Source organism: Streptomyces sp. M92, from assembly GCF_028473745.1.
Classification (GTDB): domain Bacteria; phylum Actinomycetota; class Actinomycetes; order Streptomycetales; family Streptomycetaceae; genus Streptomyces.
Genome location: NZ_CP101137.1, coordinates 4,164,688 through 4,177,686 on the forward strand (window position 1 = coordinate 4,164,688; position 12,999 = coordinate 4,177,686).

The 12,999-nt window shown below is 71.2% G+C and carries 14 protein-coding genes; 7 read left to right on the forward strand and 7 right to left on the reverse strand.

Annotated features, from left to right (window positions below; translation table 11 throughout):
• Window positions 1-125 precede the first annotated feature (125 nt).
• From uraD to M6G08_RS18895, 6 genes are all read left to right on the forward strand, one after another.
• On the forward strand, window positions 126-635 hold the full coding sequence (gene uraD, locus M6G08_RS18870; protein WP_272588330.1) for a 2-oxo-4-hydroxy-4-carboxy-5-ureidoimidazoline decarboxylase: 510 nt from the start codon (window positions 126-128) through the stop codon (window positions 633-635).
• A 2-nt stretch (window positions 636-637) separates the two neighbouring features.
• Entirely contained in the window at window positions 638-1,039 is a 402-nt protein-coding gene (gene uraH, locus M6G08_RS18875) for a hydroxyisourate hydrolase (RefSeq protein WP_073730388.1), read from the forward strand.
• A gap of 7 nt (window positions 1,040-1,046) precedes the next feature.
• A complete protein-coding gene (pucL, locus tag M6G08_RS18880; protein ID WP_272588331.1) occupies window positions 1,047-1,982 on the forward strand; it encodes a factor-independent urate hydroxylase in 936 nt (311 codons plus the stop codon).
• Window positions 1,983-2,046: 64 nt separating this feature from the next.
• On the forward strand, window positions 2,047-3,462 hold the full coding sequence (locus tag M6G08_RS18885) for a nucleobase:cation symporter-2 family protein (protein WP_272588332.1): 1,416 nt from the start codon (window positions 2,047-2,049) through the stop codon (window positions 3,460-3,462).
• 72 nt (window positions 3,463-3,534) lie between these two features.
• Window positions 3,535-4,950, forward strand: a complete 1,416-nt coding sequence (locus M6G08_RS18890; protein ID WP_272588333.1) for an 8-oxoguanine deaminase — start codon at window positions 3,535-3,537, stop codon at window positions 4,948-4,950.
• Window positions 4,951-5,219: 269 nt separating this feature from the next.
• Window positions 5,220-6,608, forward strand: coding sequence for a nucleobase:cation symporter-2 family protein (locus tag M6G08_RS18895; RefSeq protein WP_272588334.1), 1,389 nt, complete (start codon window positions 5,220-5,222; stop codon window positions 6,606-6,608).
• A gap of 107 nt (window positions 6,609-6,715) precedes the next feature.
• On the opposite strand, the gene M6G08_RS18900 is transcribed toward M6G08_RS18895, so the two are convergent.
• Genes M6G08_RS18900 through M6G08_RS18920 form a run of 5 tightly spaced genes read right to left on the reverse strand, consistent with a single transcriptional unit; the run spans window position 6,716 to window position 10,112 of the window.
• Window positions 6,716-7,087 (reverse strand): DUF6086 family protein, encoded by a 372-nt coding sequence (locus M6G08_RS18900; protein WP_272588335.1) that lies wholly within the window; start codon window positions 7,085-7,087, stop codon window positions 6,716-6,718.
• Between the two features lie 35 nt (window positions 7,088-7,122).
• Window positions 7,123-7,545 carry an acyl-CoA thioesterase gene (locus M6G08_RS18905; RefSeq protein ID WP_272588336.1) on the reverse strand — a complete coding sequence of 141 codons (423 nt, stop codon included), beginning with the start codon at window positions 7,543-7,545 and terminating at the stop codon, window positions 7,123-7,125.
• A 46-nt stretch (window positions 7,546-7,591) separates the two neighbouring features.
• The gene (locus tag M6G08_RS18910; RefSeq protein ID WP_272588337.1) at window positions 7,592-8,233 is read right to left on the reverse strand and encodes a hypothetical protein; all 642 of its coding nucleotides are present in this window, start codon (window positions 8,231-8,233) and stop codon (window positions 7,592-7,594) included.
• A 37-nt stretch (window positions 8,234-8,270) separates the two neighbouring features.
• Window positions 8,271-8,873 carry a histidine phosphatase family protein gene (locus M6G08_RS18915; RefSeq protein ID WP_272588338.1) on the reverse strand — a complete coding sequence of 201 codons (603 nt, stop codon included), beginning with the start codon at window positions 8,871-8,873 and terminating at the stop codon, window positions 8,271-8,273.
• 30 nt (window positions 8,874-8,903) lie between these two features.
• Window positions 8,904-10,112: a pyridoxal phosphate-dependent aminotransferase gene (locus tag M6G08_RS18920; RefSeq protein ID WP_272588339.1), complete on the reverse strand. Its 1,209-nt coding sequence runs from the start codon at window positions 10,110-10,112 to the stop codon at window positions 8,904-8,906.
• Window positions 10,113-10,199: 87 nt separating this feature from the next.
• Between M6G08_RS18920 and M6G08_RS18925 the strand changes: the two genes are divergently transcribed.
• A complete protein-coding gene (locus tag M6G08_RS18925) occupies window positions 10,200-10,859 on the forward strand; it encodes a winged helix-turn-helix transcriptional regulator (RefSeq protein WP_272588340.1) in 660 nt (219 codons plus the stop codon).
• 51 nt (window positions 10,860-10,910) lie between these two features.
• Here M6G08_RS18925 and M6G08_RS18930 read toward each other — a convergent pair whose 3' ends face one another.
• Together M6G08_RS18930 and M6G08_RS18935 are read right to left on the reverse strand one after the other, a co-directional pair.
• Window positions 10,911-11,714, reverse strand: a complete 804-nt coding sequence (locus tag M6G08_RS18930; RefSeq protein ID WP_272588341.1) for a hypothetical protein — start codon at window positions 11,712-11,714, stop codon at window positions 10,911-10,913.
• Window positions 11,714-12,988 carry a VWA domain-containing protein gene (locus tag M6G08_RS18935; RefSeq protein ID WP_272588342.1) on the reverse strand — a complete coding sequence of 425 codons (1,275 nt, stop codon included), beginning with the start codon at window positions 12,986-12,988 and terminating at the stop codon, window positions 11,714-11,716. The genes M6G08_RS18930 and M6G08_RS18935 overlap by 1 nt, the downstream gene beginning before the upstream one ends.
• Window positions 12,989-12,999: the final 11 nt, after the last annotated feature.

The window sequence follows — 12,999 nt, forward strand, 5'->3', positions numbered from 1 at the left end:
AGCCGCCGTCCGGTATCCGGACGGCGGCTTTCGTAACACCGAATTTTCAACAAAGTGTTGACGCGTTGTTTCCGAGGGCGTTAGCTATCGGCACGCCCGTTCAGCACAAGGCCACGGAGGCTCCCGTGACGTCCACTTCCGCGTCGGGCCTGGCCCGTTTCAACGCCCTCGAGGAGTCCGCGGCACTCGCGGAACTCCACGAGGCGTGTGCCTCGACGGCGTGGGCCCGGCACCTGCTCGCCGCCCGCCCCTACGCCACCACCGAGGAACTGTACGCCGCGAGTGACGCCGCCATGGCCGAGCTGACGGCGGACGACCTCGCCGAGGCGATGGCCGGGCACCCGCCCATCGGCCGCCCCAAGCCGGGCGACCCGACCTCCTCCCGGGAGCAGGCCGGCATGGCCGGCGCCTCGGAGGAACTCAAGGCGGAGATGCTCGAACTCAACCTGGCCTACCAGGACAAGTTCGGCCACGTCTTCCTCATCTGCGCCACCGGCCGGACCGGCGAGCAGATGCGGGACGCGGTCAAGGAGCGGATCGGCAACTCGCCCGAGCAGGAGCGGGAGATCGTCCGCACCGAACTGGGGAAGATCAACCGCATCCGCCTTTCCCGACTCGTCGAACAGGACGCCTGACCATGAGCACCAGCACCACCGCCTCCGTGTCCACGCACATCCTGGACACCAGCGTCGGCCGCCCCGCCGAGGCAGTCGCCGTCCAGCTCGCCGCCCGCTCGGGCAGCGATGCGGACTGGCAGACACTCGGCGGCTCCGCGACCGACGCCGACGGCCGGTGCAAGGACCTCCCGGCCCTGCCGGAGGGCACCACACACGTACGGCTCGACTTCGACACCGAGACGTACTTCGCCAAGAAACAAGCCGCGGCCCAGCAGGACGCCCCCGCGCTCCGGGACAGCGAGAACGGCCGGCCGGTGTTCTTCCCCGAGGTCACCATCACCTTCGCGGTGGTGCCCGGGGAGCACTACCACGTTCCGCTGCTGCTCAACCCGTTCGGCTACTCCGTTTACCGAGGGAGCTGACCGACACATGACCCGTTTCGTCCTGGGACAGAACCAGTACGGCAAGGCAGAGAACCGCGTCGTCAAGATCACGCGTGACGGCGACACGCACCACATCAAGGACCTGAACGTCTCCGTCGCCCTCTCCGGCGACATGGAGGAGGTCCACCGCAGCGGGTCCAACGCGAACGTCCTGCCGACCGACACCACCAAGAACACGGTGTTCGCCTTCGCCAAGGAGCACGGCATCGAGAGCGCCGAGGACCTCGGCGTCAAGCTCGCCCGCCACTTCGTCGACAACAACGAGCCGATCCACCGGGCCCGCATCCGCATCGAGGAGTACGGCTGGGAGCGGATCGAGACCTCGAAGGGCGGCTCCCGCTTCGTCGGCTCCGACGAGATCGCCCACTCCTTCGTCCGCAAGGGCCAGGAGACCCGCGTCGCGGAGATCACCTACGACGGCCACGGCATCCAGGTGCTCTCCGGCTTCAAGGACCTCACCGTCCTGAACTCGACCAACTCCGAGTTCTTCGGCTACCTGAAGGACAAGTACACCACCCTCAAGGAGGACTACGACCGTATCCTCGCCACCACCGTCTCCACCTGGTGGCGGCACAACTGGGACGGCATCGACTCGCACGCCCCGGACTGGGACCGGTCGTACAACGGGGTGCGCAAGCACGCGCTCCAGGCCTTCGCCGAGACGTACTCGTACTCGCTCCAGCAGACCCTCTTCGAGATGGGTGTGCGGGTGCTGAACTCGCGCGACGAGGTCGACGAGATCCGCTTCTCGATGCCCAACAAGCACCACTTCCGCTCGGACCTGTCGCCGTTCGGGATCGACAACGAGGCCAAGGACGGCGCCGTGTACTACGCCGCCGACCGGCCCTACGGCCTGATCGAGGCCACCATCCTGCGGGACGGCGCCGAGCAGCTGATCCCGGTCGACATGACCAACCTCTGACGCGGGACGCGCGCCACCGGCCCGGCCGCTCGGGCCGGTGGCGCGCCACACCGGAGGGAACACCATGGCACAGCCTGCAACGGAGCCGGCGAAAGGCTCAAGTTCCACCCCGTCACCACAGGACACGAAGGACGCCGTCACCTCCGTGCACCCGGTCGACGAGAAGCTCCACCCCTCGCGGCTCGTCCCCGCCGCACTCCAGCACATCGCCGCCATGTACGCGGGCGTCGTCACTCCTCCGCTGATCATCGGCCAGGCCGTCGGCCTCGACATCGAGGGCCGCACCCGGCTGATCGCGGCGAGTCTGCTCATCGCGGGCATCGCCACCCTGATCCAGACCATCGGCGTCAAGGGCTTCGTCGGCAACCGGCTGCCCTTCGTCAACGCCGCCTCCTCGGCCGGCATCGCGCCGATCCTCGCGATCGCCGAGACCAACAGTGAGGGCGGCCAACTCCCCGCCATCTACGGCGCGGTGATGGTCGCCGGTGTCTTCTGCCTCGCCGTCGGCCCCTTCTTCGGCCGCCTGCTGCGCTTCTTCCCGCCCCTGGTCACCGGCGTGGTCATCACCCTGATCGGCGTCACGCTGATGCCGGTCCCGGTCGGCTGGGCCCAGGGCGGCGACAAGGCCGCCGCCGACTTCGGCTCGATGCGCAACCTCGCGCTCGCCGCCTTCACCCTCGGCGTCATCCTCGTCATCCAGCGCTTCGGCAAGGGCTTCGTCAAGCAGGTCGCCCTGCTCTTCGGGCTGCTCATCGGCACCCTGGCCGCCATCCCCTTCGGCATGGCCGACTTCAGCGGCATCCAGTCCGCGCCCGTCGCCGCGCTGCCCACGCCCTTCGCCTTCGGCGCCCCCGAGTTCCAGCCCGCCGCCATCCTGTCGCTGTGCATCGTGATGCTGGTCCTGATGACCGAGTCGTCCGCCGGCATGCTCGCCCTCGGCGAGATCTGCGACCGCCGCGCCGACTCCAAGGTCATCACCCGGGGCCTGCGCACCGACGGCCTCGCCACCCTGGTCGGCCCCGTCTTCGGCGGCTTCCCCACCTCCGCCTTCGCGCAGAACGTCGGCGTCGTCTCACTCACCCGGGTCCGCAGCCGCTACGTCGTCGCCGTCGCCGGCGCCACCCTGCTGGTCCTCGGCGCCTTCCCCGTCCTGGGCGCCGTGGTCTCCCTGGTGCCGATGCCGGTCCTGGGCGGCGCGGGCATCGTCCTCTTCGGCTCGATCGCGGTCAGCGGCATCCGTACGCTGTCCGAGGCCGGGCTCGACGACAGCTCCAACATCATCCTGGTCGCCGTGGCGCTCGGCGCGGGCATCATCCCGCTGGCCGCCCCGACCTTCTACGCCGAGTTCCCCGCCTGGGCGCAGACCGTGCTCGGCTCCGGCATCAGCGCCGGCGCGCTCGTCGCGGTCACGCTCAACCTGTTCTTCCACCATCTCGGCACCCGCGGCCGCCCCGCGCCCGCGGCACTCAAATCCTCCTAGGGTCCTGCCGTGCCCTCCCCGCGGGTACTCGACTCCCCGCCCGCGGGCCGCACCGAAAGAGAAGGAAGCAGCATGGCAGCATCAGCGGCAGCCGATCGCGTCGCCGCCACCACGGCACCCGATCGCACCGTCATCGAGCACTGCGCCATCGCGACCGTCGACGCGGACGACACCGAGTACGCCTCGGGCCACGTCGTCCTCGCCGGCAACCGGATCGAGGCGGTCGGCGCGGGGCGGGCACCCGAGGACCTGGAGAACGTCGTACGCCGGATCGACGCGACCGGACACCTGGTCACGCCGGGTCTGGTCAACACCCACCACCACTTCTACCAGTGGCTCACCCGGGGCCTGGCCACCGACCACAACCTCTTCGACTGGCTGGTCGCGCTCTATCCCACGTGGGCGCGGATCGACGAGACGATGGCGTACGCGGCGGCCCAGGGCTCGCTCGCGATGATGGCCCGGGGCGGCGTCACCACGGCGGCGGACCACCACTACATCCACCCCCGGGGCGCCGGCGACCTGTCCGGCGCGATCATCCGCGCCGCCCGTGAGACGGGCGTCCGCTTCACCCTCGCCCGCGGCTCCATGGACCGCGGCGAGTCCGACGGCGGGCTGCCGCCGGACTTCGCGGTGGAGAGCCTGGACGACGCGCTCGCCGCCACCGAGGCCACCGTGCGGGAGCACCACGACGCCTCCTTCGACGCGATGACCCAGATCGCCGTCGCGCCGTGCTCGCCCTTCTCCGTCTCAACCGAACTGATGCGCCAGGCAGCCGAGTTGGCACGCCGGCTGGGCGTGCGGCTGCACACCCACGGGTCGGAGACCGTGGAGGAGGAGAAGTTCTGCCACGAGCTGTTCGGCATGGGCCCGACCGACTACTTCGAGTCCACCGGCTGGCTCGGCGAGGACGTGTGGATGGCGCACTGCGTCCACATGACCGACTCCGACATCGCCGCCTTCGCCCGCACCGGGACCGGCGTCGCCCACTGCCCCTCCTCCAACGCCCGTCTGGCCGCGGGCATCGCCCGGGTCCCCGACATGCTCGCCGCGGGCGTCCCGGTCGGCCTCGGCGTCGACGGCACCGCCTCCAACGAGTCCGGCGAACTGCACACCGAACTCCGAGGCGCCCTGCTGGTCAACCGCCTCGGCGCCCACCGCGAGGCCGCGCTGAACGCCCGCAAGGCGCTGCGCCTGGGCACCTACGGCGGGGCACAGGTGCTGGGCCGGGCCGCCGAGACCGGCTCGCTGGAGGCCGGCAAGCTCGCGGACCTGGTGCTGTGGCGGATGGACACGCTCGCCCACTCCTCGATCGCCGACCCGGTGACCGCCCTGGTCTTCGGTGCCCCGGCGCCGGTCACGGCGTCCTTCGCCGACGGCCGCCAGATCGTCGAGGACGGCCGGCTGCTCACGGTCGACGAGGACGCCGTGGCCCGTTCCACCCGGAACGAGGCACAACGGCTGGCGACCATCGCCGCACAGACCTGAACACCGCACACCTCAAGACCTGAACACCTGAACACGGAAGAACCGAACACCACTTGATCTCCGGCCGGGAGGGACGGCTCCCGGCCGGTAGCCGTGGACCCGAGCGGGGTCCATGGCGGCCGTCTCCGGGGCGTGCGTCCCATACGCACGCCCCCGGAGCGGCTCCCGTTTCCCCGAACGGGGTCCGTCCCGGTCCCGCACGACCACCCGCACCACCTCCCTGACACCCGCGTCAATGCCGACGTGTAACCGACCGGAGGAACGCCGCCGTGGCCGACCACCCTGTTGACGAGAAACTCCCGCCACTGAAAATGGCGACGACCGGCCTGCAGCACGTGGCCGCCATGTACGCCGGAGTCGTCGCCCCGCCCCTGATCGTCGGTGCGGCCATCGGCCTGACCGCGACCGAACTGACCTTCCTCACCGGCGCCTGCCTGTTCACCGCGGGCCTCGCCACCTTCCTGCAGACGCTCGGCATCTGGAAGATCGGTGCCCGGCTGCCCTTCGTCAACGGCGTCACCTTCGCCGGTGTCGCCCCCATGACCGCGATCGTCGCCTCCACCGAGGACAAGTCCGACGCGCTGCCGATCATCTTCGGCGCCGTCATCGTCGCCGGTCTCCTGGGCTTCTTCGCGGCGCCCTTCTTCAGCAAGGCGATCCGCTTCTTCCCGCCGGTCGTCACCGGCACCGTCATCACCCTCATAGGCGTGTCCCTGCTGCCCGTCGCCTTCGGCTGGGCACAGGGACCGAGCCCCGACGCCGACGACTTCGGCTCCTCGACCAACCTGGGCCTGGCCGCCATCACCCTGGTCATCGTCCTCGTCCTGCGCCGCTTCACCCGTGGCTTCGTCAAGCAGATCGCCGTGCTGCTCGGCCTGGTCGCGGGCACGATCATCGCGATCCCGTTCGGCGTCACGGACTTCGGGCCGGTCGCGGACGCGAGCGTCGTAGGCTTCCCGACCCCGTTCCACTTCGGCGCCCCGCAGTTCCAGCTCGCCGCGATCCTGTCCATGTGCGTGGTGATGGTGGTCTCGATGACCGAGTCCACCGCCGACATGCTCGCCCTCGGGGAGATCGTGGACCGCAAGGCCGACGAGAAGACCATCGCGGCCGGCCTGCGCGCCGACACCCTCGGCTCGGCGGTCAGCCCGCTCTTCAACGGCTTCATGTGCAGCGCCTTCGCCCAGAACATCGGCCTGGTCGCGATGACGAAGATCCGCAGCCGTTACGTCGTCGCCGCGGGCGGCGGGTTCCTGGTGCTGATGGGCCTGTGTCCGATGGCCGCCTCGCTCATCGCCGTGGTGCCCCGCCCGGTACTTGGCGGCGCGGGCATCGTCCTCTTCGGCTCCGTCGCGGCCAGCGGCATCCAGACCCTGGTCCGGGCGAGCCTGGACAAGGACAACAACGTCCTGATCGTGGCGGTCTCCCTGGCCGTCGGCATCATCCCGATCGCGGAGCCGGAGTTCTACCACGCGTTCCCGGAGAACGCGAAGATCATCCTGGACTCGGGCATCTCGACCGGCTGCGTCGTCGCCGTCCTGCTCAACCTGGTCTTCAACCACATCGGCGGCCGGAAGCGGGACGCGGAGGAGGTCGCCCACCCCATGGAGGCGGGCGAGGAGATCACCGAGGCCACCCGGGCCCCGGCCACCCCGTGAGGCCGGCACCGGGCGAACCCCGGGCCTTAACCGGGCCGGCGCCTCGACCAGAGGCGCCGGCCCACACACGTCCCGGGGACCAGTCCGGAGTCCGCACGAAGGCCGGCTCAGTCCGTCCACATGGCGCGCACGTAGGAGTCCAGGTCTTCCAGCAGACCGTCCTCCCTCTCGGGGGTCCGGGTGATCGAGCCGTCGCCCTTCTCGAGCATGACGATGGAGGGCAGCAGGAGCCCGCGCAGGAGACCGTGCAGGACGAAGTTGTCCGTGGAGCAGCATCTGTCGTACAGCCCCTGGGTGAACTGCTGGAACACCGCGAGATCCACGACACTCCCACCGAGTCGCTCGCTCTCGGTCAAGCCCGTGGGCATGCCGTGCAGTTCACCGGCTTCCCGGGCGAGGGCCGCGTAGGCCTGCCCCACCTTGAGCGCCGGATCCCAGAGCAACCTCGACCCGTCGGCGGCTTGGAACGGGTAACCCATCAGAACCTCTCCGTCGCGAGTCGTACCGTCCGGGGTCAGAGCTCGAACAGCTCTGGATCCGTCGCCAGGTCCTTGAACCGGCGCCCCGGTTCCGGCAGCAGTCTGCGTTCCCGCAGGTCCATGAGCCCGCCGACTCCCTCGATCTCGGCGGCCACCGTGCCGTCCGCCTTGCGGACCACCTGGACGATCCGGAAGGTCTTGCCCTCACCCCACTCGAAGGCACAGGTCACCTCCACCTCGTCACCGGCGAGTAGCTCCCGATGGAAGCGGATGGTCGTCTCCAGGGCGACGGGACCCACGCCCCGGGCCACGAGATCCGCTTGCCGGATACCGGCCGCCTCGAGCAGCGACCAGCGGGCGTGCTCCGCGTAGTTGAGGTACACGGACTGATTCAGATGCCCCTGTGTGTCGGTCTCGTACCCGCGGACGGTCACGGGCACGGAAAACGGCTCGCTCACCGCTACCGCCTCTCCTCCTGGACGTGCTGACGGGACCGATCATGCCTCACACCCTGCGCGGTGAGGCCAGCAGATAACGGGCCCGCGTTCGCGGCTCGATGTGCTCCCCGACCTGCCAGCCCGCCCGCTCCAGCGTCGCCGCACAGGCACGCAGCGCGGTGCCGTCGGGTTCGTACACGGCGACGGCCTCGGGCTGCGGCGTCGCGCGCACCCGGTAACCGTGGCCGTCGCCCGTCGCCGGGGCGTGCCCGGCGGCCTCCAGGGCGAGCGCGGCGGCCGGCACGAGATGCGTACGCTCCCATCCGCACGGCCGGTCCGTGGCCCCGTCGGAATGCGTCATCCGGCGCAGCTCCAGCAGCCCCTGCCAGGCGCTGAGCACCTCCCGCAGCCGCGCCGGACCGCCCACTGACGGGGCGGGATCCTCGCCGCCGACCCGCGCGGCGAACACGCCCCCGGTGTCCGGCGAGGACGGCCGGTCGGCCGAAGGCGCCTCGTCCCGAGCCGGAGCCTCCCGTATCCGGTGCCCCGCCGGGGTCAGGAAGTGATCGTGCGGCGGACGCGGATGCCGGAAGGCCAGCCCCCGCTTCACCAGCGCCGCGAGCTGCGCGTCCGTACCCTTCAGCCGCCCGGTCACGGGGTCGGCGGCGGCGATCACACGCCGCTGCGCGGCGGTCGGCGACAGTGCCACGGCGTCCTCCTCCCCTGCTGGCCCACACCTCGGAAGGCTACGACGGGGGTCTGACATTCCACGCGGCGATCACCGGACGCGCGTGCTCCGTGCCCAGCCGGCACAGCGTCCCCGTGCCCAGCTGGAACAGGGCTCCGTCGGACGGCGGCAGCCCCAGGTACCGCGCGGTCAGCACCCGCAGGAAGTGCCCGTGCGCCACCAGCACCACGCACCCCTCGGTGTTGGCGAACGCGGCCTCCACCCGCGCCAGCACCCGGTCGGCCCGCTCGCCGACCTCCTCGGGCGTCTCCCCGGGACGCTCCGGCGGCCCGGCGGCGACCCCGTCCGTGAACAGGAACCAGTCCGGCCGGCTCCGGTGGATCTCGACGGTCGTGATCCCCTCGTACCCGCCGTAGTCCCACTCGTGCAGGTCCTGATCGACACGCACCTCGCCCCGCAGCCCGATCAGCTCGGCCGTCTCCCGGGCCCGCTGGAAGGGGCTGACGAACGCGGCCCCGATCCGGTGCGACCGGATCAACGGCACCAGGCTCCGCGCCTGCTCCCGCCCGTGCTCGGTCAGCGGAACGTCCGTCAGCCCGGTGTGCCGCCCGGACCGAGACCACTCGGTCTCACCGTGCCGGACCAGAAAAAGATCACCCATGGCTCCAGGCTACGGCGGGGGATTCGCCCGCTACTGCCGGTACCCGCCCAGGAACCGTCCGATCCGCCCGATGGCCGCCTCCAGGTCCTCCGCGTGGGGCAGCGTCAGGATGCGGAAGTGGTCCGGGCTCGGCCAGTTGAAGCCGGTGCCCTGGACGACCTGGATCTTCTCGCGCAGGAGCAGGTCCAGGACGAAGCGCTCGTCGTCGTGGATCGCGTGCACCTTCGGGTCGATGCGCGGGAAGGCGTACAGCGCGCCCTTGGGCTTGACGCAGGAGACGCCCGGGATCTCGTTCAGCTTCTCCCAGGCCACGTCCCGCTGTTCGCGCAGACGTCCGCCCGGCACGGTCAGCTCGCGGATGGACTGGCGGCCGCCGAGCGCCGCCTGGATGGCGTACTGGGCGGGCGCGTTGGCGCACAGCCGCATGGAGGCCAGCATGGTCAGGCCCTCCAGGTAGTCCTTCGCGTGCTGCTTCGGACCCGTGACCACCAGCCAGCCGGAGCGGAAGCCCGCCACCCGGTACGTCTTGGACAGGCCGCAGAAGGTGAGGACGACCAGGTCGGGGGCGAGGGCGGCGGCCGAGTGGTGGACGGCGTCGTCGTAGAGGATCTGGTCGTAGATCTCGTCGGCGAAGACCATCAGACCGTGTCGGCGGGCGAGGTCGAGGATGCCCTCGACGATCTCCTTGGGGTAGACCGCGCCGGTGGGGTTGTTGGGGTTGATGATGACGACCGCCTTGGTGCGGTCGGTGATCTTCGACTCCATGTCGGCCAGGTCCGGATACCACTCCGCCTGCTCGTCGCACAGGTAGTGGACCGCCTTGCCGCCCGCGAGGGTGGTCACCGCCGTCCAGAGGGGGAAGTCGGGAGCGGGGATCAGTACCTCGTCGCCGTCCTCCAGCAGTGCCTGTACGGCCATGGAGACCAGCTCGGACACGCCGTTGCCGAGGAAGACGTCGTCCACGTCCACCTCCAGGCCGAGCGCCTGGTAGCGCTGGGCGACGGCCCGGCGGGCGGAGAGGACGCCGCGCGAGTCGGTGTAGCCGTGCGCCCGCGGGAGCATCCGGATCATGTCCTGGAGGATCTCCTCCGGCGCCTCGAAGCCGAAGAGGGCCGGATTGCCGGTGTTCAGGCGCAGCACGCTGTGCCCCGCCTCCTCCAGCGCGTTGGCGTGCTCGATGACCGGGCCGCGGATCTCGTAACAGACCTCGCTGAGCTTGTTCGACTGCCGGAACTCCATGCGCCGCTACCCCTCCGGAATCTGGTGTTGCTTGGTTTTACCAAGTAGCAGCTTGGAAAGTCCAACAACTTGTCTACACTGCGTCGCATGTCACCTCGTCCTCGCCGAAGCTACGACCAGTACTGTTCCGTCGCGCGTGCCCTCGACGCCGTCGGCGACCGCTGGACCCTGCTGATCGTCCGCGAGCTGCTGGCCGGTCCGCGGCGCTACACCGACCTGCACGCCGACCTGCCCGGCGTCAGTACGGACGTACTCGCCTCACGGCTGAAGGACATGGAGCGCGAAGGGCTGACGACCCGGCGCCGGCTGCCCCCGCCCGCAGCGGCGTACGTCTACGAACTCACCGAGCGCGGCAGCGGGTTGCTGCCGGTGCTGGAGGCGCTCGGCGCGTGGGGCGCCCGCGAACTGGGGGAGCGGCGGCCCACGGACGCCGTCCGGGCGCACTGGTCCGCGCTGCCCCTGCGGCGGGCGCTGCGGGAGGCCGGGGCGGGGGAGGGGGTCGTCGAAGTCCGGCTGGAGGAGGGGACCTTCCACCTGTGCGCCGGGGACGGGGAGAGCGACTTCGGGCGCGGCTCCGTGTACGGGGACGGTCCCGCCCCCGGTGAGCCCGACGCCCGGCTGGTGCTGGACGCCGGGACCTGCGCGGACCTCTGCCGCGGGGAACTGTCCCTGCGGGACGCGGTGCGCGACGGCCGCGTCGGCGTCACCGGAGAGGGCACGGCGGCGAAGGCGCTCAGGGAGGCGTGAGACGGCGGAAGGCCCGCCGCGAGGCGGGCCTTCCACGGACGTGACGGTCGTTCAGGCGCCCGGCGGCACCCTCGGCGGCCGCCCCGAACCGCGCGTCAGCGCGTAGCCGCCGACGCCCGCGAGCGCGGCCAGTACGCCGCCGATCCCGGTCCACACCCACCGGTCGGACCACCAGCCGGAGGACCAGCCGTCCTCGGGCTCGATCGCGGACAGCACCGCGCCGCGGTCCTCCTCGTCCTCGTCCGCACCGGACTTCATCGCGACGCCCGGCACCAGCGGCTCGGACAGCGAACCGTCCACCGCCGCCGCGCCGCCCATATCCTTCGAACCGACCTCGATCTCGGCGCCCACCCGGACGCCGAGGTCGGAGGTGGGCAGGTCCACGACGGTCAGCCGGACGTAGTACGTGCCCGGCAGCGGGTCGTTCGCCCACGGCTCGGACCAGGCGCGGACGGTGCGCAGCACGCAGGCCAGCTCCACGGAGGAGGCGTCCGCCGCCGCCGTGCGGGTCTGGGCGCCCCACTGGCACGCCTGGCGCCGGCGCAGGCCGTCGTACACGTCGACCCGCCAGGTCTGGGCCGCGTGCGACTCGGGCAGCTTCACCGTGGCCCGCACCGTGGGACGCTGGCCGGCGTCGGCCGGGAACGACCAGTACAGGTAGTCACCGGCGGCACCGTTCGCGGTCGCCCGCTGCCCCTGCCCGATCTCGGTCGCCGTACGGAAGGAGGTGCCCGCCGTCGTCGGCGCGTCACCGTCCCCGGACGGGCCCGCGGAGGGCGAGGAGTCGGCCGCCGCCGGGGCCGCGGCGAGGCCCAGCAGCAGGACCGCGGCACTCAGGACTCGTACAGCACGCATCAGTTGGTCCTCCAGACCGCGAACCGCCACCGCGACAGCCAGCCCCACAGCAGACCGGCGAGGAAACCGACGAGCACCAGCACGCCGAGCAGCCACCAGCCGCGCCCGAGACCGAACGAGGCCACGTCGTCGGCGTCGCCGGGACCGTCCACGACGTCGACGGTCAGCTCCAGCGGAAGCCCCGGCGTGGTCTTCACACCGGAGGCGACGGAGAAGGAGTTGGTGACCTGGAGGCACACGGCCTCGGCCGCCGGCTTGTCCCCGTCCGCCTCGTCGCTCTCCGCCTTCGGGTACCGCAGCCCGGTCGAGATCACGTCCGTACGGCCGTTGCCCGCCGCCTCGCCGCGCACGATCTCCCGTCCGTGCACCGTCACCGCCCGCAGCAGCACCGCGTGGGACGGGTTCACGGCACGGTCGGCGCCCACGCTCACCGAGGCGCGCAGCTCCTGTCCGGGCAGTACGTCCACCCGGTACCAGCGCTGCTGACCGAACTCCTCGCGGTCGGTGTACAGCCCCGACTCCAGCGTCGGCGCCTTCGCGCACGAGTCGGCGCCCTCGGTGGCCACCGGCGTCACCACGGGGTCGGCCGCCCGGTCCACCAACTGGTTGACCCGGTCGGTGAGTTCGTCGGTGTGCTCGACGGAGGTGTACGTCCCGCCGGTCGCCTCCGCGATGCAGCTGAGCTGCTGCCGCATCTTGGCGTTGGGGACCAGGCCGAGCGTGTCGATGGTCAGCCCGATGCCCTTCGCGGCGATCTCGCGGGCCACCTCGCACGGGTCGAGCGGGGCGCAGGTGTCCTCGCCGTCGCTGATCAGCACGATCCGCTTGGAACCGTCCCCGCCTTCGAGGTCGTCGGCCGCCGCGAGCAGTGCGGGACCGATCGGCGTCCAGCCGGTGGGCGACAGGGTCGCCACCGCGGTCTTGGCCTCGGTGCGGTCCAGCGGGCCCACCGGGTAGAGCTGCGCGGTGTCCTTGCAGCCCCGCTTGCGGTCGTCGCCCGGGTAGTCGGCGCCCAGCGTCCGGATGCCCAGCTCCACCTCCTCGGGCGTTGCGTCGAGCACCTCGTTGAACGCCTGCTTGGCCGCGGCCATCCGCGTCCCGCCGTCGATGTCCCGGGTCCGCATCGACCCACTGACGTCGAGCACGAGATCGACCTTCGGCGCGTCCTCGCCCGTGGGTTCCCCGGCGGCCGCGCCGGACGGGAAAGCCAACCCCGCCGTCAGCGCGGCGAGCAGGGCACAGGCACCCGCCGCCAGCCGTGTTCTTGTGATCATCGGCGGATCTT